This window comes from Streptomyces sp. NBC_00442, from assembly GCF_036014195.1.
GTDB lineage: Bacteria > Actinomycetota > Actinomycetes > Streptomycetales > Streptomycetaceae > Streptomyces.
In genome coordinates this window covers 1-20,850 of sequence record NZ_CP107918.1, presented here as the reverse complement: position 1 = coordinate 20,850, position 20,850 = coordinate 1, and the positions used below count along the sequence as shown (strand labels likewise).

Sequence of the window (20,850 nt, the reverse complement as noted above, 5' to 3'; positions counted from 1 at the left end):
GCAGGGAAGGTTGAGTGTTTCTCAGTGAAGGCTGGGGACCGGGGTGTCGTGTCCCAGGCCCCGGCGGATCGCGATCTCCACGGGCGAGTAGGCGCCGTCGGCCCGCTCCAGTTCGCACGGCGCGGCCGGCATCAGCGGCGGCTGGGCCATGAAGCGGGGCCGCACCCCATGGTGCGGCTGCGCCGAGTGCACCAGGAACGGATGGCACAGGAAGACGTCGCCCGGGGACCCGGTGGCGAGGGCGATTGGCCGGTGGTCGGACGCCGCCACCAGATCGGGCGCGAGGGCCAGCCCGCTCGCCCCGTCCTCCCCGTACTCCTCCAGCACCTTCGGCACGTCGAGGTGCGAGCCGACCCGGATCCGGGTCGGGGCGTCCTGTTCACCGACCTCGCTGAACAGGAACAGCATCAGCAGCGCCCGGCCCTGGGAGCGCAGATTGGTGAAGTACCAGCTCTCGCCTTCCGGCAGATAGCTCCCCTCGATGTGCCAGCCCGCGTCGTCCGGCTCCTCCTCGTGCGGGAAGCGCAGCGGGAACGTGCCCAGCGAGTAGCGCGGCTCCCAGCGTCCCGCGCCGACGAGCAGGTCGTACGCGCGGTGCAGGGACGGGGAGTTGGGTGCGGCGGCGAACGGCCCCTGCGCCATGCCGGCCACCCAGTGCACGGGCTGCGTCCACGTCGACGGCTCGTCCGGGTCGCAACCCGTCTCCCGCCACAGCAGCCGCGCACAGTCCGCGGCCACGCGCGGCGCGACAGCGCCCTCCAACTTCACGAAACCGTCGCGTAGGAAACGGGATACCAAGGTCGTGTCATCCATGCCCCCATCGTGCAGCGACACCGGCTCCGATCACCCGGCATTTTCAGCACCGCCTTTGCCGGGTGTCCACTACTACCCTTTTCGCCCCATCTCTGAGCTTGATCCTTAAGGTCTACGACGATCACTGGGGCCTTAAGGATCAAGCTCAACTCAGCTGTCGAAGCTCAGGTCGATGACCTGGTACAGGGCGGTGCCGGTGTCGGCGATCTCGCAGACCGCCAGGAGCACCTGATAGTCCGTGCGCTGCGGCAGGGGGATGCTGTGCGTCGTCGGGGACTGCGCGGCGAGTTCACTCTGGTAGTTCCAGAAAGGGCGCTGGGTGTTCTCAACGGTATAGAAGGGCTTGTCCTCGAACTGGGAGCGGGCCAGGGGCAGGGTGGGGTCCCAGTCGGCGTTGGTCAGGAAGTAGTTGAACCGGCGGACCGTGCGGAGCACGGTGAAGGACCAGGTGACGTCCAGGACCTCCCCCGAGACCACCTGGTGCTTGGCCCACTCGATGTCCGTCCGGTCGAGTTGGGCTGCGCCGGGGTTTCCTGCGCTGGCGATCTTCCCGTCGGCCGGCGGAGCGCTGTTCGGGGTGTCCTCGTGGAAGGCGGGGTCGGAATGGCCGCCGGTGGTCTGCGGGAAGAACTTGCCCGCCTCCAGCGCGGTCGCCTTCACCGTCCCGTCTTGGATGGCCAGGACGCTGCGCGATCGGGGGGCCATCACCGCGTCGCCCCCGGAGCCGCGTCCCTTGATCGTGATCGCCATTGACTTCTCCCTCTGCGCCTCGGCCAGGTCAAGGCGGCTCCCGTGCGTGGGCGCCGACTGTGCAGATGGATCATCGCGTGGTATGTGATCACGGACAGGCAGAACCCCGAACCCTGGGACAAGATCGTTCAGCCGGTGGTAGTGGGTAATGCCGTGTCCGGCGCCAGGCATCCTCCGATCAAGATGGCCAACCGTTCGGGAAGGAGGTTTGGGCACTCCGGCCGCACCTCTCCCGTGTCGGCCCATGTGACAAAACCCCTCGGACGCCCATGGAAACCACCGAAGGCGTGACGCCCGCCCCCATCAAGGCGAGGGCAGGGGCGCCCGGGGGCCCCGCCCCCGGCTCACAGACGTCCGGGTGAATCCTTATGGAACAAGCTGAGCTGTTCCTTAAGGCCCGAACGATCTTCGGGGCCTTAAGGAACAGCTCAGTTCTCGTGTCGTCACACGCGGCTGGTCGGAGGCGCGCCGTGTGGGGCGGGTGAGCTCGGTAGGCTGATTGTCACAATTGGTGGCGTCTCCCCTTGAGGCGGCGGTGGGGAGAGTGTGGCCGTGGAGCCCTCAGTTGACTCGAGTGCGTTAGGGAACTGCCGAGTCGTGCGGGTCGGCGGCGAGATGGACTATGAGAGCTCACCGTTTTTCCGTGCCCGCCTCCTCGCGGAGATCGCGCAGGGTCAGCGCCGTGTGGTGCTGGACTTGTCCGCGATGTCGTTCTGTGATTCCGCCGGGTTGAATGTGCTGATGGCGGTATGGCGGGAGGCGCACGCGACGGGCGTCGTCGTCGTGTTGGCGTGTGTGGCGGCGAGTCTCCGGCGGATGTTGAGCATCACTGGGCTGAGCGACGTTCTTCGGGCGTACGGGACCGTCGCAGAGGCCGAAGCGGCCGGCGGCGGATCCTGAGGTCCGTCAGCTTGATCCTTAAGGTCCATGACGATCATTAAGACGTTCAGGATCAAGCTGATATTCGGTATAAGCCTTGCAGGGGCAGGACGACGCGGAGCCGGACGCCCGGCCTACTGCTGCAAGTAGACCGGGCGTCCGAACAGGGTCTGGGTGGTCACGACCAGGGCGACCGCCCGCCAGACCAGGACCAGGACATCAAGACGAGGTTGTCGCGCGCCGCGCCGACAGCCGGCGCCTTCCAAGTGCAGCGCCCCGGCCACCTCCCTGCGATGTCCCAGCACTGTCTCGGTCCCGGAGGAGCCTTCCTCAGTCAGGGTTGAGGGACGTCCTGCACCGAGGAAGGGGCAGGGACGGCTAGCTGGTACTGCGTGGACCAAAACTGCTCCGGGTTCGCCTGCTGCATCTTCACGAGGCCGTCCCGGGTCGCCTTCGAACCCAGCAACTCCCACACCCCCACCTTGTCGAAATTGCCGATCCACACTTCAATGATGGCCGGTGACGTGCCGGCCAACAGGGAAGGCTCCGTCGTCACAGTCAGAGTGATGTCCACGCTGTGGGTTGCGCCGACGGCCAGCTTCTTGAGGCCCGCAGTGCTCGACCAGGCCCCGGGCACCTTGAGCTTGCGAAGAGCGGCCCGCTTGACCTCCGTCTTCGTGCCTTCGTTCGGGATCTCCCCGCTGACCCCGGTAATGCGGGAGTCGGCGAAAACGACCACCCTCAAGCTCTGGCCCTCGGTGTGATCGTTGTCCGTGTTCAGCGAATCGGTGTTGGTGATGTCAAGGCGGAGGGCTGCCTGTTCACCAGCGGCGGCGGTACCCGGGCCCGTCAGAGCGAGATCCAGCCCCGCGTAGTGCGTGTCGATCACGCTTTGGACAAGAATCCTGGTGAGGACCGAGGTGTTGATGCTGCGAACACCAACATGGCAGATGGCACGCTCCTTCGGCGTGGTGGAGATTCGCCGGGAGAAGCGGATCGTGATTGTCTCACCGGGCGCCAGCGGCGCGCCGGTGGTGTAGGGGATGCCGTAATTTACGCGGTTCCCCGCCCCGAACGTGCCGGGCGCGAGTTCCTCCCTCTTCTCTCCATTAACGGTAAAATCAGTGGGATCCTCGTAAGAGGTGTTACCACCCACGGCGAGGAGCAGTTGAGGCTGCTCGGTGGTCGAGTCGTTGGTGACGGTCAGGAGGAACTCGACCGTATCGCCGGGCTTCGCGTGAAGAGAACCGTCCCGCCGTGCGGGAAGCCCCACGGCCTTGAAACTGCACGAGACATCTGGCGGCGACTCCAGCGTTCCAGACTCGGTCATGACGTTCAGCCTCTCTGTACCGACGTGTGACACCTGCGGTCACGCAGGCCAACAGCGGTGCACAGAACGGCACCATCCGTCGACCCAGCGTAATGATCATCAAGTTCCGGTCGACAGGCATGTTCCGGCCACGTAGGTACTCACTGGCTGGAAATATCTGCGCAGTCGCTCGCTGTACGGTGCCCTCAACTACGGGCGCCTGGACACCGACCAGCTACAGGACCTGCTGGCATCGCTACCGTTGCCCCGGTTCGGCGGGCGGCTCGTGCTCACCGTGGACGCTTCCCCGTGGCTGCGCTCGGAAGCCGCGTGTGCACCGGAACGGCTCTTCTGCCACGTCCACGGCCGTTCGAAAGCGGCGGCGCAGATCATCCCGGGCTGGCCGTACTCCTTCGTCGCCGCGCTCACCCCGGACCGCACCTCCTGGACCCAGGTACTGGACGTCGTCCGGCTCGGCCCCGCAGACGACACCGCAGCCGTCACCGCCAGGCAGCTCCGGCATGTGACCGAACGCCTCATCACGACACGTCAGTGGCAGCCGGGCGACCGGGACATGCTGATCGTGATGGACGCCGGCTACGACGTCATGCGCCTCGCCTATCTGCTGCGGGACCTGCCCGTGGAACTGGTCGGCCGCCTGCGCTCCGACCGCAACCTGCGGCTGCCGAAACCCCCGCACGTGCACGACCCAAGAGGTGGTCGGCCACCGAGGCACGGCAAGGAGTTCCGGCTCGCCGACCCGCAGACCTGGCCGCAGCCCGTGGTCGTCACGGTGAACGACACGCCTCGTTACGGAAAAGCCGAAGCCCGAGCGTGGGACCGCCTCCATCCCCGGCTCCAGCAGCGGTCCGCCTGGATCGACCACAGCAGCGAACTCCCCGTCATCGAGGGCACCCTGATCCGCCTCAAAGTCGATCACCTGCCACGCCACCGCGACGCACCTCCGGTATGGCTGTGGTCCTCCACAACCGGCGCCACCCCGGACGACGTCGACTTCATCTGGTCCAGTTACCTGCGCCGATTCGACCTTGAACACACATTTCGCCTGTTCAAACAGTCACTGGGCTGGGCCCGTCCCCGCATGCGTGACCCGCAGGCGGCGGACCGCTGGACCTGGATCGTCATCGTCGCGCACACCCAACTCCGCCTCGCAGCCCCGCTGACGACAGACGTGCGCAAGCCCTGGGAGAAGACCACCCGCCCCGACACGGTACTCACACCCACTCGGGTCCGGCGCGGGTTTCGGCACCTGCGACCCCACTTGCCCTGCCCGGCCCGGGTGCCCAAACCCAGCCGGCCCGGCCCCGGACGCTCACCCGGCTCCAAGAACCGCCATCCCGCCACCCACCAGGAAGTGGGCAAAACCGCCAAACGACCCAGTCGGTGTCCCCCACGGCCAGGAGATCGAACACGGCCAGGTGGACAGTGAAGTCCTCTCCTCGCCGGGGCCCGCGTCCGGAGCGGGACTGCAGCCGGGAGAACGCCACCTCCCCGCTGTCCAGGACCGCGACGAGCTCCGCGTCCAACACACACGCGGGCAGGGACCGGGCCGCCTCGGCCACATCGGCGAACGGCCCGGTCAGCTCGGTGCCGTGCCGACTCCACAGCCGGCCCTCGCGTGCCAGGACCTGGCAGCGCCAGCCGTCGAATTTCGGCTCCAGGCTCAGACCCTCTCCACCCCGCACCTGCGCGACAGGCCGGCACAGAGCCAATGGGACAGGAAGATCAAAAAGCTGCATGCCCTACACCTTCCCGAGCGGACCGGACTGTTCCCCGCCGCAGAAAGGGTTCACTCCGTAAGCCTGGTCCTGCGAGTCGCAGCATCCCCGCGGTGCCACACATGCGGTGGCCGTGTCTCGGCAGGGAGGACGTCGTTGTCGGGGGGACAGGTCTTCCTCAGGGCGCACCCTCAGGGCGCACCAGGCAGGCGTCTGCGGTGTGCCGTTTGGATCTTAGGAGGTGCACGGTGGATGCAATGACCAATACAGCGGGCCGGGGTGAGGGTTCGCGTCGGGCGGCGCGCACGGCTCTTCGGGTGGGTGCGGTGGGTGCGGCGGTCGGCGCCGGGCTGATTCCGGCCGGTGCCGCGCAGGCCGGTGTCATCTCGGTCGGGAACGCGACGTTCGGCAACAGCTGCGCCAACGTGGGCGGAGCTCTGGCCAGCGGTGCCACGGTCGCGAGCCCCGGAGCGGTCAGCGGGAGCGCGCTGCGGCTGCCGGTGTCGCTGCCCCGCAACCACTGCGGCAACAGCGGCATCGTGTGCGACGCCGACGGTGACGAAGGCGGAGGCGGAGGCAATGTACAAAATAATGGGGGTGGTGGCCCTGGGCCCTCCTAGTGACCGACGATGCCTGAGTGATCTCACGCGGTGAGGGAGGGGAATAGGGGGGGCGAGTGATGGAGCGGCTGGTGGTGCGGGAGGTGGCGGCGTTGTCCGGTCGGGCGCTTCCCCTGCTGCGGTCCTGGCAGGCCGAGCAGCCTGAGTGCGGTGTAGCGCGGGCGTTGCTGGTCTTGCAGACCAGTGGCGGCATGAGTGACGAGGCGTTGAAGGTCGAGCTGGTGGCTGCGTTCGAGGCGGCGCAGGCGGCCGGGGCGCGGGAGGCGAGTGTGGTATACGGGATTTTCCTGTACACCCACCGGCAGTACCCGCTGGCGGCCGAGCACCTGCTGGCCCATTTCGCGCAGTGGCCCGGTGATGAGGCGGCTGCTCTGATGCTGGGCGCCTTCTCTGCTTGCACCGGACCGGGCTACCGGCAGCGCGGGGATGCGCTGGTGGAGGAGCAGTACGCGCTGGCCGGGCCGGAGAGTTGGCCGTGGGCGGGGTGGAAGGCGTGGACGCGGGTGGAGCAAGGCCGCACCGAGGACGCCCACCAGTTGGCCGAGCACACCCTGGGCCTGTACCCCCGTTCGGGGGTTGCCGCGCATGCCCGCACGCATGCCGAGCACGAGCAGGGTGCCGGGACGGCTGCCATCGCTTTCCTCGATGGGTGGCTCGCGGGCGATCCGCAGGCCGTGCAGTTCCGACACTTGAACTGGCATGCGGCCCTGCAGTCGCTGAGCTGCGGAGACTTCGCGGACGCCCGGCGGCGGGCGGATGAGGTGCTGACCCGGGCCGATGTGGGGATGCAGGCGGCGACGAACTGGCGGCTGCTGCTGGCCGGCCAGGCGCCCGCCCGCCTCAGCGACCTGACCCACGTGCGGGAGCTGCTGGCGGCCCCGGGCGGGATGGCGGAGGTCTTCCACACCTTCAACCTGGCCCTGGCCTTGGCCTGCGAGGCCGCCACCGACGACCTGGAGGCCTTGGCCGGCCGCGCCGGCGCGGACGAGCGCCCGGAGTTCCGCGACGTGCTGGCCCCCGTGGTGCAGGCCCTGGCCTGGGTGACCGCCGGGCGCCCAGGCCGGGCGGTGAAGCTGTTGGCCGGGCTGGGTGGGCAGGTCGAAGCTCTGGGCGGGGTGCGGGTGGAGCGGGAGATCGTCCAGGACACCCTCGCCCGCGCCCTGATCGACGCCGGCGACCCGGCCCGCGCTGCAGCCCTGCTGCACGAGCGGGTCACCGCCCGCCGCCACCACACCTACGAAGACCTCCTCCTAACGTCCCGCACCCCGGCGACCCGGATGCCCGCACAGCCGCACTCCCACCCCGTACCAACCCGCTGATCCCATTCGTCCCGGCAGCCCACCGCACCGAGCAGGCACCAGGGGGCGCCCTATTAAGTTCCCCGGAGACCCCTCGTGCCCCAGGTCATCGTCGTCTCACTGCGCGGCAGCGGCACCCAGCTGCTGAACCAGGCCACCAGCGCCCTCGGCTTCACCTCGTACGGCACAATGAGCGGCAGCCCGCTCGAGGAGGAGCAGCCCGCCCCCGGCGAGACCTACCCCGTACTGCTGGCCGGCTACGGCCAACACGAAGCGGTGCGCCTGCTCAAGTTCAAAGGACACGCCTTGCAGGAGGCGTTCCAGGAGGCGGTCAGCGCCCTGTGGCGGGTGTGGTGGATGCGCCTGGGCCAGCCCGTCACCCACGCCTCCCCGATCGAACCGGCTCTCGAAGCCCGTCTCGCCCGGATCCCGTCGCAGGACCTCTACGGGCTACTGCCGGGCCGGGGCTGCTGGTACCTGACCGGGCTGGACCTGGCCCGCGCCGACGCCGACTTCCTGCGCCACTGGCAGAGCGGCGGGCACCCACGGATCGTCTTCCACCACCGCGATCTCCGCGACCGCATCATCGACCAGATCCATCTGCTCTCGCGGCCCGTCGACGCTGTGGGGTCGATGCCCGAACACCTCGTTTATCACAGCATCCTGGCTGCTCTGCCCACCTTGGACGCCAAGATCACCCTCGCCTTGAGCGACCCCAACTTTCCCGGCATGGACGAGGCACGCCGCAGCAGCTGGCTGCTCCACCACCCCGCCGTCTGCGTGATCACCCACGAAGACCTCGCCGGCCCAGCCCTCGGCGGCACCACCGCGGCACGCGACCAGGCCCTGGCCCGCCTGCACGCGGCCATCACCGACTCTGACCCCCTACCGGCCTGGCCCGCCCCCTCCACCACTACCGCCACCAACCCCGGCACCGGGCCCCTGGCGGTGGGCGCCTGGCGCACCTATTTCACCCCCGCCCACGAGCGCCTCCTCGAACAACACCACAGCAGCCTCCTGCCCCCCTCCCACCACCCAGCCGCCCCGCCCGCGCTTCCCGCCACGCGCACTCCCGCCCGTTGACGGTCACCGCAGAACCCGAACAGGCAAGAGTCCTCTTGGCCCACGTCCGGCCATTGAGCTTGCTCCTTAACAGTGTCGCCTCCTGCCCCCACTGCCGTCGCTGCGTGAAGGAGGGGCAGTGCTGCTCCCGGGCCGGCGGTGGGGCGGATGGTTTGGGTGTCCCTCGCATGGCGGATAGGGGTATCGGTTCTTCGCCCGTCCTATGGGTGACTTCTGCCAGGCGGTGAGAGGTTTTTGGTGCTGGTCAGGTGAGTCTGAGGGGGGAGGCCCCAGACCCCGGCGCTCACGTTCCACATCCCCTTCAGTGCCTGTAGGAGTACACGTGCGTCTTCGTCACACGGTCGGTGCCGCCCTCGGCGCTCTGGCCCTCATCGTCACCCTGCCCACCTCGGCCGACGCCGCCACCGGCAAGTTCAGCTACACGTTCACCAACGAACAGGGCAGGACGGAGACCGACACCGAGAACAACCCGGCAAGCCACAAGTGCATCGACCTTCTCGGTGTGGACAAGCCCGAGGACCACAGCGGCGCCTGGAGCGGAAGGAACGCCACCGACAACGTCGCCACCGTCTACACCGACCTCGAGTGCCTCGGCACCGCCACAGTCATCAAGAAGGGGCTCACTAGCCCCCCCGACGTGAAGTTCCGCTCCGTCATCTTCAACACCTTCTGACCCGCTGATTGCCTCCGCCTGCGTGCTCGGGCAAGGTGCACAAGGGAGAAGGCACATCGATGTCGATGGACGATGCGGGGAGGTTGTCGGCGGCGGCCAGGTCGGCGTCGGAGGCGTCGTTGGCGTACAGCGCGGCTGCGGTCTCGGGGAGCTTGTCAGCGAACGCGCGGGCCTCTTCGACCTTCTGGTGGAACGTCATGACCGTACGGAGGTTGTACGCGGCGGCGTGCTCCAACAGGGCGGTCTGCAACAGGGCCAGGCGCCGTCCCCGCCGCGCCTCCTCAGACTCCCCGAGAACGGGCGAGGGATCACGGATCTCCAGGACGTCGATCTCGAACCCCGCGAGGATCTCGCGTTCGATCGCCTCCGACAGCCCGAGCTCCGTGAGCCACGCGCCGTAGGTGCCGTCCGGGGCGTCGGCCATGGTCGCGATCTCTGCCTCCTGCCCGTCCTCGCTCTTCTGCGGGCGGGCTGCGGCGAGGATGCGCGGTGTGGCGGTCAGGTAGAGCCGGAAGTCCGCCGGGATACGGGCGTTGTCGTGGATCGCCGCCCACGGACGGCCAAGATCACCAGCGGTTCCGTGGGCCTCATCCACGATGGCGAGGTCGAACCGGTCCATGCGCTGTCCGTAGAGGCGCTCTCCGCCCGCCAGAGCGGCCTCCAGCGGCCCGCGAACCTTCCGCTGGCCCTCGGCGTCGATGTCCTCGCGGTCCACGAGTGAGGCGTACGTGGCGAACACGACTACGGGCCCGTGTCCGGCCCACAGGGCGAGCTGGATCGGGTTGGTGGTGGTGCGCACCCCGAGCGAGTTGAGGACGGCGTCGTTCTCCAGCGAGCACACCGCGACCATCGGCGCCCGGTGGCCCACCGCCCGCCACGCCTGGGCGGTCTGCGCGAGCAGGTCCAGGGTCGGCACGGTCACGAGGATCCGGCCGTCTGCGAAGCTCTCCAGCGCGCACGCGGCGGCCGTGATCGTCTTGCCCGAACCGGTCGCTGACACGATCGTGCCCCGGGCACCCTGCGGGGGCACGGATGACCTTGCAGGGAATCCCACCCACTTCCTAAACGCGGACCGCTGGTTGGGGGATCTCGGTGGTCTGACCGGGTAGTTTCTCGTTTTGTTGTCCAGTGATCGTTTTGTGTACTTGGCCAACTTGGTTGTTCTCATGGGGTGTTGTGTGTTGCTGATGGGTGTGTCGGTTGGACGGGGAGTGGGGGTCGGCTGGTCACTGGGTGAGGATTGGCTGGTCAGTGAGCTGAGGGTTCCAAGTGGGGTAGGGTTTTTTTGATCGTTTAGGGGTTCGGTGTGCCCGGACTGTGTGTCGGGGGTGCCGGGTGGGGTCTGTTGAGTCTGTGGCGGATGTGGGTGTGTTGCGTCCGGTGGCGGTACGCAGGCTGCTGGCCCTGGAGAGTCGGGGTGAGTTGACACCGGCGCATAGGCGGATGGTGGCGCAGACGCTTGGGACGTCGGAGCGGACGGTCCGCCGCTGGCTTACCGCGGCTCGCGCGGAGGATCGTTTCGGCCCCGCGGTACGCGAGCGGTTTGTTGTCACGCCGGGGGTGTTGAAGCTGTTGGCGTTCCATCGTGGGAACGCGGCTGCGCTCCACCGGGAGCTGGTCACCGTGGAGGCCGGGGGAGGGGCGCAGGCGCCGTCGCTCGCGACGTTGTACCGGGCCATAACGAGGGATGTTCCGCCGGGCCAGTGGGCCGGGCTCAGGGGTGGGGAGAGCGCCCGCCGGGCCCATGACGTGTTCCTTCAGCGCCCGGTGGGGCATCGCAACGAGGTGTGGGAGAGCGATCACGTCCAGGTGAAGGTGGACGTTGATATCGATGGCCGTCCGGGGCGTCCGTGGGTGACCTGGTTCATCGACTGTGCGACGCGGGTGATCTGCGGGTTCGCGGTGACCGCGCAGGTCCCGAGTCGGGAGTCGGTCCTGGTCGCGCTCAGGGACGCGATATCCCGTGAAGGGGAGCACGGCCCGTTCGGTGGCCTGCCGGGGGCGGTACGGGTCGACCGGGGGAAGGACTTCCTGTCGAGGGCGGTGGGTGAGGCGTTGGGCGCGTTCGCAGTCCCGGTCATCGACCTTCCCGCCTACAGCCCGCATCTGAAGGGCACGGTGGAGGCGTTGAACAAAGCCGCGAAGCAGATGTTCTTCGCTCAGCTGCCTGGTTACACCGCAGCTCCGCGTTTGAAGGGCGGCAGGAAGCCGTCCGCCGGGCAGCGGCTGCTGCCGCTGGAGGCGTTCGTTGAGCTGCTGGGGCAGTGGGTGGCCTGGTGGAACACCGAGCACGACCTCCGCTCGCTGGCCGGCAGGACCCCGCAGGCGGCGTGGGAAGCAGATCTGACTCCCATCGAGGACGCTGAGCCGGGCGCGCTGCACATGTTCACCCTCGAGGACGACGGCCGGGCGCGCACTCTTACCGGCAAGGGGGTGCGCTGGCGCAATCGCCACTACGTCGATGCCTGGATGACCGGGCAGGCCGGGCGGAAGGTGCGGCTGCGTTACATGCTGCACCACGAGCACGAGATCGAGGTCTACGACGCAGTGACGGGCCGGCATCTGGGGTCGGCGTACCTGTCGAACCGGGCGAGTGCGGAGCAGATCCGGGAGATGAAGCGGTCCCGCGCCAGGGAGGCCGACCGGCTCAAGCGGCTGCTTACGGCGGCGGAGAAGGACCGGGGCACTCGCTACGCGGCGGCTACCCGCGGCACACCGGCCGAGGTGCTCGGTACCGTCACCGAGATGGAGGCCGAGGTACATCTGCGCGCGGCTGCCGCCGCGGACCTTACCGAGGTGGCGCTGCCCGGCTACCTGCCGCTGTCCGCCCAGATGCCCGCGTCCTGGACTGCACCGGACACGGTCAAGCCGACTGCTCCCCGCCCCGAAGACGAAGACGAGAGCATCCTTACGCCGCGATGAATGCCATACCTGCCGCTCGCCCCTTGCCGGCCCGCCCGCGACGCGGCCCGCTCCCGTCGCCGCGCAAGGACCACTACTTGTCGCTGCCCGACGCGCACGTGATGGGCACATCGGCGTTGAAGGAGACGCTGGCCAATCTCGGGGAGGTGATCGCCGCGCGCGGGATGATGTGTGTCTACGGGGCGGCGGGGCTGGGCAAGACGATGTCGGTCAACGCCTCGCTGCGGGAGCTGGCGCCGGGCGCGACGCGCCGGATTGAGTTCCGAGGCCGGCCCACCGTGCTGGACATCCGACACAACCTGTTCAACGTGCTTGAACTGCCGGGCAGCCCGCCCAGGCAGCCGACCGCGTTCGACACCCTGCTGAAAGACGTGCTGGCCGAACAGTTCCGCGTGCTGGTCTGTGATGAGGCGCAGTGGCTGCGGGAGGAGTCCTTCGAGTACTTCCGGCACCTGTTCGACGACCTGTACACCGATATCGCGGTGGTCTTCGTCGGCGGCGGCAACACCTACGACGTGCTGAGCCGCAAGGACATGCTGGCCTCCCGGGTGCACATCTGGCAGGAGTTTCGTCCGCTGACCCGCGAGGAGGTCCTGACCACGATCCCCGCCTACCACCCGGTGTGGCACGGCGTGGATGGCGATGACCTGCTGTACTGCGATGACGTGGCCGCCCATGGCGTCTTCCGCACCTGGGCCAAGATCACCTACCACTTGGGGCGGGCCCTGGATGCCACCCCGGATCTCGAGGTCAACCGGGACCTGCTGCGCTGGGTCTTCAGCAAGCTCGGCCGCCGCACCCGGCCGTGAGTACTTCCGGACCCGTCCGCATCTGCCCGCCGCACCCTGGCGCCGACGAAACGACGCCGGAGACCTGTGAACAACACATTCCCTGATGTCACCGTCCTGCTCGACCCCAGTGACGACGCTGCTGTGACCCGTGCGGCGCTCGCCGGGCACGACCCGGCGGCCGGCTGTGTCACCGTCCACCCCACGCCGGGTACGACCAGCGACCGCTACTTCGCCCACGACCTCCTGGTGGCGCTGGGCAAACCCGCGCACCTCCCGGGCTTCCCAGATGCGCGCGCCCCGGTGTGGGAGGCCGCCACAGCCTGGCTAGCGGCGCTTCCCGTAGAACGCCTGACGATCCTTCGTGCTCACCTGCTCACCCGAATCCGCCTGCAACGCCTGCTCGACCTGCGGGCGTTCACCGGAGCGCACCTGGTCCTGGTGTGCCACCGCTCCCGTCCGACCGCTGCCCTGCGCGACGCTCTCACCGACGTGCCCCACACGCTCGTCCAGGCTTCGGCCGCCGGCGACCTCCTCGCCGGGGCGGCCGCTCCTGGCCCGGACCGCCCCGCCGTGTCGCCGCGGGCTGCCGGCCGCTGGATCACCGTGCCGGCGCTTCAGCGGCTGGCGGAATGGGACGGTGAGGACCACTGCATCGGATGCCTCCCACCGCCGATCAGATGGCGCTACCGGCCCCGACCGCGGCCGTGCTCGTCACAGACCACCGCGGAGATCATCCGCCGCATCCACGGCGCCACCGCACACCCCCGTCTCGCTGCCGCGCTGGCGGTAGGGGTCTTCACCGGCGCCGCTGGGCAGCAACTGGGCACCGCGCGCCTGGCGGACTGGCGCGAGGAAACCTCCACCCTGGCCTTGCACGACCCCCTCGGGCAGACCGACGGCTGCGCCACGCACCTCGTTCCTTCCTGGTCGACCGTCTTCCTGCACGCCGCTGCCCGCTTCACCCGCCTCACCCCCGCACCCGGCACACCCCTGCTTATTCGTCCCGAGGAGCACTCCGGCCTGCTTCGGCTCGCCGAAGAGGCCCGGCTGCGCCCACCCCAGCCCAGCGCTGACCAGGAGCGCGGCACCGTTCCTGCTCGCGGGATCGAGTGGTTCTACCGCGAGCTGACAGAGTCAGGCATCGACGCAGAGGCCCCCCAGCACACCCGGCGTCCGCGTCTGCGTGTACGGCCTGTCAACAAGCCCCAGGCCAGCACATCATGACCAGGCCACGCGGAACCCGCGTGAACTGCTTGCCCTGGGCCGAGGCTGCGGGAGCCGCCGAGCGCGCGTGGACGGAAGGGTGTGCGCGCGGCGCTGCGGTGGGCCCGGCTGCCGGCTTCAGTTCCAGCGCATGTCGAGAGCGTTGAGCGCGTCGATGCGCTGCGGGTGCAGTCTCGCTCGGCGGGAGCGCTGGTTGGCGATCCATATCCCGAGTTTGATCTCGGTACCGCCGGTGATCTCCACATGCTGGCGGGGGACGTTCAGGTGTCCTTCGCGCCGGGCGTAGCTGGCCGCAGCGGCGAGGTTCCGCGCGAACTTGTGGTCTGGAGCGAGACGCGGCGCGCTCTGGATGCCGCCACCACTGGGCGTCACGCTGAGCTCAGCCAGCAGCCGGCGCTGTTCCTCGTGGAGGGTGTCCCAGTTGCTGCGCTGGTGGGCCAGCCAGGCACCGACGTCTTCTCCGGCAATCATGTGACCCGGCTCGATTTCCGCTATCTCTACCGGTCCTCCCGCGGCGAGGTACCGCTTGAGGAGTGTGAAACGGCGCTGCCACACCAGCGGCCACGCGGGGCACCAGCACGGGTCCACGTCGGCCAACGCCGTCTTGCGCGTGTTGGACAACGCGCCCTTGCTGCCGACGGCAAGGCGTGCCTCCCGGCGCCGGTTGGCCAGCCACGTTCCGACCGGATAGCCGTCCATGACGGCGTCGTGCCCGGCCGCGAGGTGGCCGTGGACGGCATGGTAGGCGCGGGCCATCGACAGCCCAGCGCTGAATACATGGTCGGGGTGGCTCCACACCATGCCCAGCCTGGTCAGCGCGTCGATGCGTACGGCAGGCAGGCGGCCGGTCTTGTTGGCCTTGCGCTGCTCGGCGATCCACTGGCCCAGCGGAAATGCCCCGTCCTTGCAGAGGTAGGGGACGTTCAGGTGGCCGCGGGTCGCGTGAAAGCGGCGGGCGGCCGTCCAGCCGCGCAGCCACCCGCGGCGCTCTACGTTGATCACCCGCAGCCTGACGAACTCCGCGATGTCAGCGGGATGGCGGTCGGTGGCGAACAGCAACGGCCCCTTGGCCAGTGGGGCCGCGCCCGTGTCGTCCCCGCCGGGCCAGGCGGCGAGCCGGTCGATCACGTCAGTGTCGTGGGCGGCGAGCGCGGCCAGGACCTTGACCAGCGGCAGATACGAGCCGGATGCCAGCCAGTCCTCGCAGCGCTCGTCGGGGGACAGGAAGACCGGCACCACCAGGGAGGCGACCTTGTCACCGCTGGGCCCCTGCCGCAGCGCGCGTCCGACCGTCTGGACGGTGTCGACGATCGACTCCCTGGGGTCGGCGAAGACCACCGCGTCCACCTCGGGGATGTCCACCCCCTCAGCCAGCACCCGGGCACTGGAGAGCACGCAGCGTTCCACCACCACCCCGTCCGCGCCCCAGCCGCGGGCGAACTGGGCCAACACGTCGCGCCGGTGAGCCATGCCATGGTCGCCGTGCAGCCAGCCGGACCACACCCGACGCGGATAGATCGCCGGATCCACGGCCCAGAGCTGACGGGAGGCGCCCGGCGATGCCTCGGCAAACGCGCGGGTGTCCGCGACGCGGTGATGGAACGTCATCACACGGTCGAGCTGATGGGCGGCCGCGGCTTTGAGTACGGCTGTGGTCAGCGCTTCCAGCCGCGCCGCGGCCACATCCACCTCCGCGCGCTCCTCACCCGCCGCCCCCGGCGCCAGGGCCTGGTCGCGGATCTCCATCACGATGATCTGGTAGCGGGCCAGCAGCCCGCGGGCGATGGCTTCGGCCAGCGTCAGCCGGTACACCACCGGGCCGAACGTCGTCTCGTCGTCCATCGAGGCCATCAGTGCCGGCCCGCTTGCGGCCTCGTCATCCCCGTCGTCCACCGCGGCCCAGGGATCGGCCACCCGCGGCGTCGCCGTCAGATACAGCCGGCGGTCCGCCGGCAGCACGGCATCGTCATGGACCGCGGCCCACGGCTTGCCCCACGGGCCCGACGTGCGGTGCGCCTCGTCCACCACCACCAAGTCCCACCGCCGAAGCCCCGAGGCGTGAGCCTCGGTGAGCACCGGCAGCGACGCGTAGGTGGCGAACACCGTCACCCGCCCCTTCCTGCCAGCCCACGCCGACAGGAGCCTCGCGTCAGTAGTGCAGCGCACCCCGGCGGCATCCAGCTCCGCGTCCGCCCGCAGCGAGCAGACCGCCACCATCGGTCCCACCCGGCCCGCCTTCCGCCAGGCGGCGACCGTCTGCACCAGCAGATCCAGCGTCGGTACCAACACCAGCACGCCACCTGTGCGCGCCACCCGCAAGGAGATGTGCGCTCCCATGAACGTCTTTCCCGTCCCGCACGCCGAGACCACCGTGGCCCGCAGACCTCCGCTGGCCGGCGGGGTGCCTGCCAAGGCGCGCGCCGCCGCGTCCACCGCCTCGACCTGATGCGCCCGCAGTACTGGCCCGCCCTGCACCTACGCCCCCATTCACCTGCGCGAACTGGCTTCCCTGCCTGCCGGCTCGTAGCGTACGAACGATGCCCCACCAGGGCCAACAGCGATCCGGCCCACAGCCCCTCTCGGGCGTCCGGATACAAGGCATTGACGACGCCGTCGCCAAGACCGCCTGGGTTTCTACTGGTCAGGTCCTGCCACGAAGTGAGGGGATATGCGTGTGTCGCATGCGTCCGCGGATGCTGGTGCATGCGGGCTCGAAACCCCACGGCCACAGACGTCTGGTGGGGAGCATGGATCGGGGTGGGGCTCGTGACAGGTGGTGCGTACGAGGAGCTGCAGACCGGCGGCTTCGGGCCGGCCACGTTCGATCTGTTGTGGCGGCTGGTGCATCAGGTGCGTCGTGCCTACGGATTTCCACCGCCTGAGGGCTACGCACAGTGGGGCAACGAAGCTGCTTATGAGGTGGTTTTGGCGATGGTGACCGCCAAGGGGCAGAAGTTCGTGACCCGCTGCTTCACGCTTACGGCAGACCAGGAATCCCTGGAACGCGTACTTCTCACCTCCATTAAGAACTACCTCATCGACGAAGCGAAGAAGACCCCCCGCGGCAAACTGCGGCGCCGTATCGCCCGGCTGATGGGCGAGGACACGGCCTACCGCAAGAGCAACGGCTCCCCGCCGCGTTGGGCGCTGGCCGACCACCCCGAAGAAGCCCTCTGGCAGGGGGACCTCGACGATCTCATCGCCCATGCCGCGCACGTCAGAGGCGTCGGCATCACCCGCTGGAACCATTCCGGCCCAACGCCCAAGCAGACCGTGCACGCCCTCAAAACCATCCTGCTCTGCGTGCTGCAGCACGCACAGGGAGCGGTAAGGGAGGAAGACCTCGCAAAGGTTCTCGAGTCCCGCTTCGAGCTCTTGGCACCGGCCCGCGTGACCCGGCTGTTCGCCGATGAGGGGACCGTCGCCGCCATCGTCGAGCAGCATGCGGCCACTACCGCGCCGGACCCGACCGGGACGGAGGGGATCGCCGAGGACATCTGGCAGCGACTCTCACCCAACGAGCGCCTGCTGCTTCCCTACCTCGACAAGGACGCGCATCACGCGGCGCAGCTGCTGGAGATCCGGCAGGGCCACGCAGTGCTTGTCCTGTCCAACCTCAAGACCATGCTCCGCGATGCCCTGTCGTTGGACAGCGACCTGCAGGCAGTGATGGCCGCGCTACTGAGGCGTTGCGAAGAGGCTGCGTCGTGAACGGCCCCAGTTACGTCGTCTGGACCCAGTGAGAAGAGAATGCGCTGATGGACCGCAGCCGAGGAGACGGGGGAGACAGCATGAGCTCTGTCCACACCACTGCCTACCAGAGGCTGGTAGCCGCCGCGGCGGGCCTGAGGGTGCCCGACGCCGTCTACCAGGTGGCCACCGCACCACCCCAGGACCCCTGCCCCGGCCACATCTGGCGTGCGGTGTGGGAAGGCACCGTCCAACTGCTTCTGATCACTACCACTGGTGCCGATGACACCGTGCGTGCCGTCCCGGTCTCCTTCGAACGGTACGCCGACGCCGACACGCTGCTCCTGCCCGCCCAGGCGACCACTTTGGAGCAGCCACTTGCACTTTGGTGGGGCCTGGAGACCGACGTGCCGTGGTGTGTGCTGGACCGGCAGGTCAGCGAACTGACCAGCCGCCCCGGCGCCCTCACTCCCCGGACGATCGCAGACACCGTGACCGGCGCCCAGTGGGGGAGCGGTACCGTCTTGTCCGCGGCGGCCAGCGAGTACCGTGCCACCCTCACCGACCACGTGGAGGTCCTCGCCTCGGCACGGTGGGCCCCGCAGGGGTCGGGGGGCCTCTCTCAGGTGTTTCGTGATCACGACATCACCATCCAGCATCTCGCGGCCGAACTGAAACTGCCGCCACCCCTGGCGCTGGACGTGTGGAGGGGCCAGCAGCCCCTCTCCGCCGAACAGGCCGCCACGCTCGCCGCACTCCACGACCAGCCCGCCGACCACTTCCTCGACGCCAACCCCGCCCTACCGCCCACCGTCGTACACGAACTCAACCGGCCCCTGCGTCGCAGCCAGGTCAAGAAGCTCGCCGCTCAGTACGGCGAAACCGAACACGCCGCCCGTCTGCGCGCCGCCTACGGTGTCTACGCGCTCGCGGCACGCGAAGAAAACCGCACCCAGCCGAACTGGACTGCACGCACCGACCGCTACTTCGAACTCCTCCTGGACGAATAGAGAAGAGAGAGGTACGCCCGAGGTGGTCAACTACGTGCTCGCCGGCGCCGCCCGGATCCAGGCCGCCGCCATAATCACAGAACTCGACGCAGCCCGCCCCGGCGCCATCGAGCGCCTGACACAAGGCGCCCTCGCAGAATTGCGGATCTGGCCCGAGCTCACAGTCAAAGACGTTCCCGAGAACGAGACGGCACCAGGCTGCAGCGTTGCCGGAGCGTACGACTACGGCCCCCCACCTCGCTTGTCCATCGCCACCTCCGCCAGCCACGCACGGCGGGACTTCACCGCCCTGCACGAACTCGGTCACCACCTGCAGAAGACCAGCTTCGACCTCATGGAGCCCTTCAGCAGGGAAGCCGACGGCGGCGTCCTCCTCGAAGACGCCGCCTGCGACGCGTTCGCCGCCCAGATCCTGATCCCCACGCACCTCGTCGAGCAGCACGTGGACGCCGTAGGGCCCACCGCCTCAGCGATCACCCGCCTGTGGGAGTCGAGCAGCGCCTCCCGCATGGCCGTCTGCGTGCGAGCAGCCCAGTACCTCCCCGCCCCCGGTCACGTTCTTCTCCTCGACCCTGACGGACACCTCGCTTTCGCCGCCTCCCACGGCCTGCCACCCCTGCGGCGCGGCAGCTTCCAAGGCGACATCCCCGTCATCGACCGAGCCCTGACCGGCTACGGCCGCGCGCAAGGACGAACCCAGATCCGCTACCGCGACGGCATCCTTGGACGCGAACTGCACACTGACACCGCCCCCATGGGCGGCTACACCGTCGCCGTGCTCGTCACCGACTCCGCCCCCTGGCGCGCCTTCACCCCACCCACCCCCGACACCGGCCCCCAGTCACGCAACTACGACTGCGCGAACTGCGACGAGCACTACCGTTCCTTCGAACCCGCCTGCCCGCGCTGCCGCGTTCCCCGATGCCCCGACTGTGGTCGCTGCGCCTGCCCGCTCCGCACCCCCGGCCGCACCTGCCCAGGATGCTTCATCGTGCATCCGCCCGCCATGTTCCCCACGGACAGCGGCCGCTGCCTCGACTGCTCCTGACACCCCGTAGGGCTCGCCCGCCACGTACTCCCGGCTACCCGCGAGTTACGTCGTCCGTCCCAGGCGAAGCACCCCACCCAGGGTGCTCACGGAACCCGGGCGCCGGTCGCGGGAACCCGTTGGAGCGTTGCCGGCAGGAACGGCAGGAACAGCAACATGGCTATCCAGATCACCGCGGTGCGCCTGACGGCCGGCGGCACCACGCACGAGCACATCACCCACCTGTGGTGGACCAACCAAACCTCCGGCGACACCGGCAACAGCACCCGGGCGCAGATCGTCGACTGGATTGAGAACAAATCCGGCAAGGCCTACACCAGCGACGCGGCTGGACACCGCACGGAGGTCGCCGTCGTCACGCCCGCCCGGGGCGAGAAGCACCTGCGGACCCACGCCGACGGCGTATGGACCAACAACCTCCTCGCCCTTCCCCGGCGCTGACCCGCCACCGTCGACCGGCCGTCTGACGCGCCGCCCACACGGCGGCGCGCCAGACGCCCCGGCACCCACCACTCTGAACACACGCTCCCCACTTCAGGAGGACCCCATGTCCCAGGAAACCCACGGGCACAAGTCCGTCACGATCATCGTCAACGCCCGTCCCCACACCTGGGAGGCGAAGGAGATCACCTACGAGCAGGTCGTCGACCTCGCCTACCCCGGCCAGCAGCCGAACGAGCAGGACACCTACACCGTCCGCTACAGCCGCGGCCACGGAGGCCACGGAACGGGCAGCCTCACCGCCGGCCACAGCGTCCGAGTGAAGAAGGAGATGGTCTTCGATGCCTACCGGACCTCTCGCTCGTGACACGGACCTGTCCCGCCTCCTCGACGACGGCTACGACGTCGTCGTCCGCGCCGGCCACCTCGTCGTCCAGCGCATCCCGTACGTCACCGAGAACCGCACCGTCGAGTACAGCTTCCTCACCTACCCCGTAACCGTCACGGGGGACCGCATCGTCTCCGACACCGACCACCGCATTTGGTTCGGCGGCTCGACC

19 protein-coding genes and 3 pseudogenes are annotated in these 20,850 nt (G+C 68.9%); 15 read left to right on the top strand and 7 right to left on the bottom strand.

Annotated features, from left to right (window positions below; all coding sequences use genetic code 11):
- Positions 1–21: 21 nt before the first annotated feature.
- Positions 22–813 carry a phytanoyl-CoA dioxygenase family protein gene (locus OG432_RS00105; protein ID WP_328306395.1) on the bottom strand — a complete coding sequence of 264 codons (792 nt, stop codon included), beginning with the start codon at positions 811–813 and terminating at the stop codon, positions 22–24.
- A gap of 150 nt (positions 814–963) precedes the next feature.
- Positions 964–1,563 carry a lytic polysaccharide monooxygenase auxiliary activity family 9 protein gene (locus OG432_RS00100; protein ID WP_328306393.1) on the bottom strand — a complete coding sequence of 200 codons (600 nt, stop codon included), beginning with the start codon at positions 1,561–1,563 and terminating at the stop codon, positions 964–966.
- Positions 1,564–2,109: 546 nt separating this feature from the next.
- Here OG432_RS00100 and OG432_RS00095 point away from each other — a divergent pair.
- On the top strand, positions 2,110–2,463 hold the full coding sequence (locus tag OG432_RS00095) for an STAS domain-containing protein (protein WP_328306391.1): 354 nt from the start codon (positions 2,110–2,112) through the stop codon (positions 2,461–2,463).
- A 113-nt stretch (positions 2,464–2,576) separates the two neighbouring features.
- Here the strand turns inward: OG432_RS00095 and OG432_RS00090 are convergent, their stop codons facing one another.
- Together OG432_RS00090 and OG432_RS00085 are read right to left on the bottom strand one after the other, a co-directional pair.
- The gene (locus tag OG432_RS00090) at positions 2,577–2,747 is read right to left on the bottom strand and encodes a hypothetical protein (RefSeq protein ID WP_328306389.1); all 171 of its coding nucleotides are present in this window, start codon (positions 2,745–2,747) and stop codon (positions 2,577–2,579) included.
- 29 nt (positions 2,748–2,776) lie between these two features.
- Positions 2,777–3,772, bottom strand: coding sequence for a hypothetical protein (locus OG432_RS00085; protein WP_328306387.1), 996 nt, complete (start codon positions 3,770–3,772; stop codon positions 2,777–2,779).
- Between the two features lie 169 nt (positions 3,773–3,941).
- Between OG432_RS00085 and OG432_RS00080 the strand changes: the two are divergent.
- Positions 3,942–5,201, top strand: a pseudogene (locus OG432_RS00080) (NF041680 family putative transposase); the annotation flags it as partial.
- A gap of 10 nt (positions 5,202–5,211) precedes the next feature.
- Here the strand turns inward: OG432_RS00080 and OG432_RS34875 are convergent.
- Positions 5,212–5,511 (bottom strand): annotated as a pseudogene (locus OG432_RS34875) (ATP-dependent DNA ligase); the annotation flags it as partial.
- A gap of 236 nt (positions 5,512–5,747) precedes the next feature.
- Here OG432_RS34875 and OG432_RS00075 point away from each other — a divergent pair.
- From OG432_RS00075 to OG432_RS00060, 4 genes are all read left to right on the top strand, one after another.
- On the top strand, positions 5,748–6,110 hold the full coding sequence (locus OG432_RS00075) for a chaplin family protein (protein ID WP_328306385.1): 363 nt from the start codon (positions 5,748–5,750) through the stop codon (positions 6,108–6,110).
- 59 nt (positions 6,111–6,169) lie between these two features.
- A complete protein-coding gene (locus tag OG432_RS00070; protein ID WP_328306383.1) occupies positions 6,170–7,429 on the top strand; it encodes a hypothetical protein in 1,260 nt (419 codons plus the stop codon).
- Between the two features lie 75 nt (positions 7,430–7,504).
- Positions 7,505–8,491: a hypothetical protein gene (locus tag OG432_RS00065; RefSeq protein WP_328306381.1), complete on the top strand. Its 987-nt coding sequence runs from the start codon at positions 7,505–7,507 to the stop codon at positions 8,489–8,491.
- Between the two features lie 322 nt (positions 8,492–8,813).
- Positions 8,814–9,164 (top strand): hypothetical protein, encoded by a 351-nt coding sequence (locus tag OG432_RS00060; protein ID WP_328306379.1) that lies wholly within the window; start codon positions 8,814–8,816, stop codon positions 9,162–9,164.
- Positions 9,165–9,219: 55 nt separating this feature from the next.
- Here OG432_RS00060 and OG432_RS00055 read toward each other — a convergent pair.
- Positions 9,220–10,332 (bottom strand): annotated as a pseudogene (locus tag OG432_RS00055) (DEAD/DEAH box helicase family protein); the annotation flags it as partial.
- 275 nt (positions 10,333–10,607) lie between these two features.
- On the opposite strand from OG432_RS00055, the gene OG432_RS00050 reads away from it, so the two are divergent.
- The 3 genes from OG432_RS00050 to OG432_RS00040 all read left to right on the top strand — a co-directional run bounded on the left by OG432_RS00050 (position 10,608) and on the right by OG432_RS00040 (position 14,101).
- A complete protein-coding gene (locus OG432_RS00050) occupies positions 10,608–12,086 on the top strand; it encodes a transposase family protein (RefSeq protein WP_328306376.1) in 1,479 nt (492 codons plus the stop codon).
- Positions 12,087–12,163: 77 nt separating this feature from the next.
- A complete protein-coding gene (locus OG432_RS00045) occupies positions 12,164–12,895 on the top strand; it encodes an ATP-binding protein (RefSeq protein ID WP_328306374.1) in 732 nt (243 codons plus the stop codon).
- Between the two features lie 66 nt (positions 12,896–12,961).
- Positions 12,962–14,101 carry a hypothetical protein gene (locus OG432_RS00040; protein WP_328306372.1) on the top strand — a complete coding sequence of 380 codons (1,140 nt, stop codon included), beginning with the start codon at positions 12,962–12,964 and terminating at the stop codon, positions 14,099–14,101.
- Between the two features lie 117 nt (positions 14,102–14,218).
- On the opposite strand, the gene OG432_RS00035 is transcribed toward OG432_RS00040, so the two are convergent.
- A complete protein-coding gene (locus tag OG432_RS00035; RefSeq protein ID WP_328314944.1) occupies positions 14,219–16,534 on the bottom strand; it encodes a DEAD/DEAH box helicase in 2,316 nt (771 codons plus the stop codon).
- Between the two features lie 324 nt (positions 16,535–16,858).
- On the opposite strand from OG432_RS00035, the gene OG432_RS00030 reads away from it, so the two are divergent.
- From OG432_RS00030 to OG432_RS00005, 6 genes are all read left to right on the top strand, one after another.
- Entirely contained in the window at positions 16,859–17,812 is a 954-nt protein-coding gene (locus OG432_RS00030; RefSeq protein ID WP_328306370.1) for a hypothetical protein, read from the top strand.
- Between the two features lie 80 nt (positions 17,813–17,892).
- Positions 17,893–18,801: a hypothetical protein gene (locus OG432_RS00025; RefSeq protein ID WP_328306368.1), complete on the top strand. Its 909-nt coding sequence runs from the start codon at positions 17,893–17,895 to the stop codon at positions 18,799–18,801.
- A 22-nt stretch (positions 18,802–18,823) separates the two neighbouring features.
- Positions 18,824–19,849, top strand: coding sequence for an ImmA/IrrE family metallo-endopeptidase (locus tag OG432_RS00020; protein ID WP_328306366.1), 1,026 nt, complete (start codon positions 18,824–18,826; stop codon positions 19,847–19,849).
- Between the two features lie 156 nt (positions 19,850–20,005).
- Positions 20,006–20,290, top strand: coding sequence for a DUF3892 domain-containing protein (locus OG432_RS00015; protein WP_328306364.1), 285 nt, complete (start codon positions 20,006–20,008; stop codon positions 20,288–20,290).
- Between the two features lie 106 nt (positions 20,291–20,396).
- Positions 20,397–20,657, top strand: a complete 261-nt coding sequence (locus OG432_RS00010; protein WP_328306362.1) for a multiubiquitin domain-containing protein — start codon at positions 20,397–20,399, stop codon at positions 20,655–20,657.
- Positions 20,632–20,850: DUF6791 domain-containing protein (locus tag OG432_RS00005; protein ID WP_328306359.1), on the top strand; the 219-nt coding region annotated here is incomplete at its 3' end. The genes OG432_RS00010 and OG432_RS00005, both read left to right, overlap by 26 nt.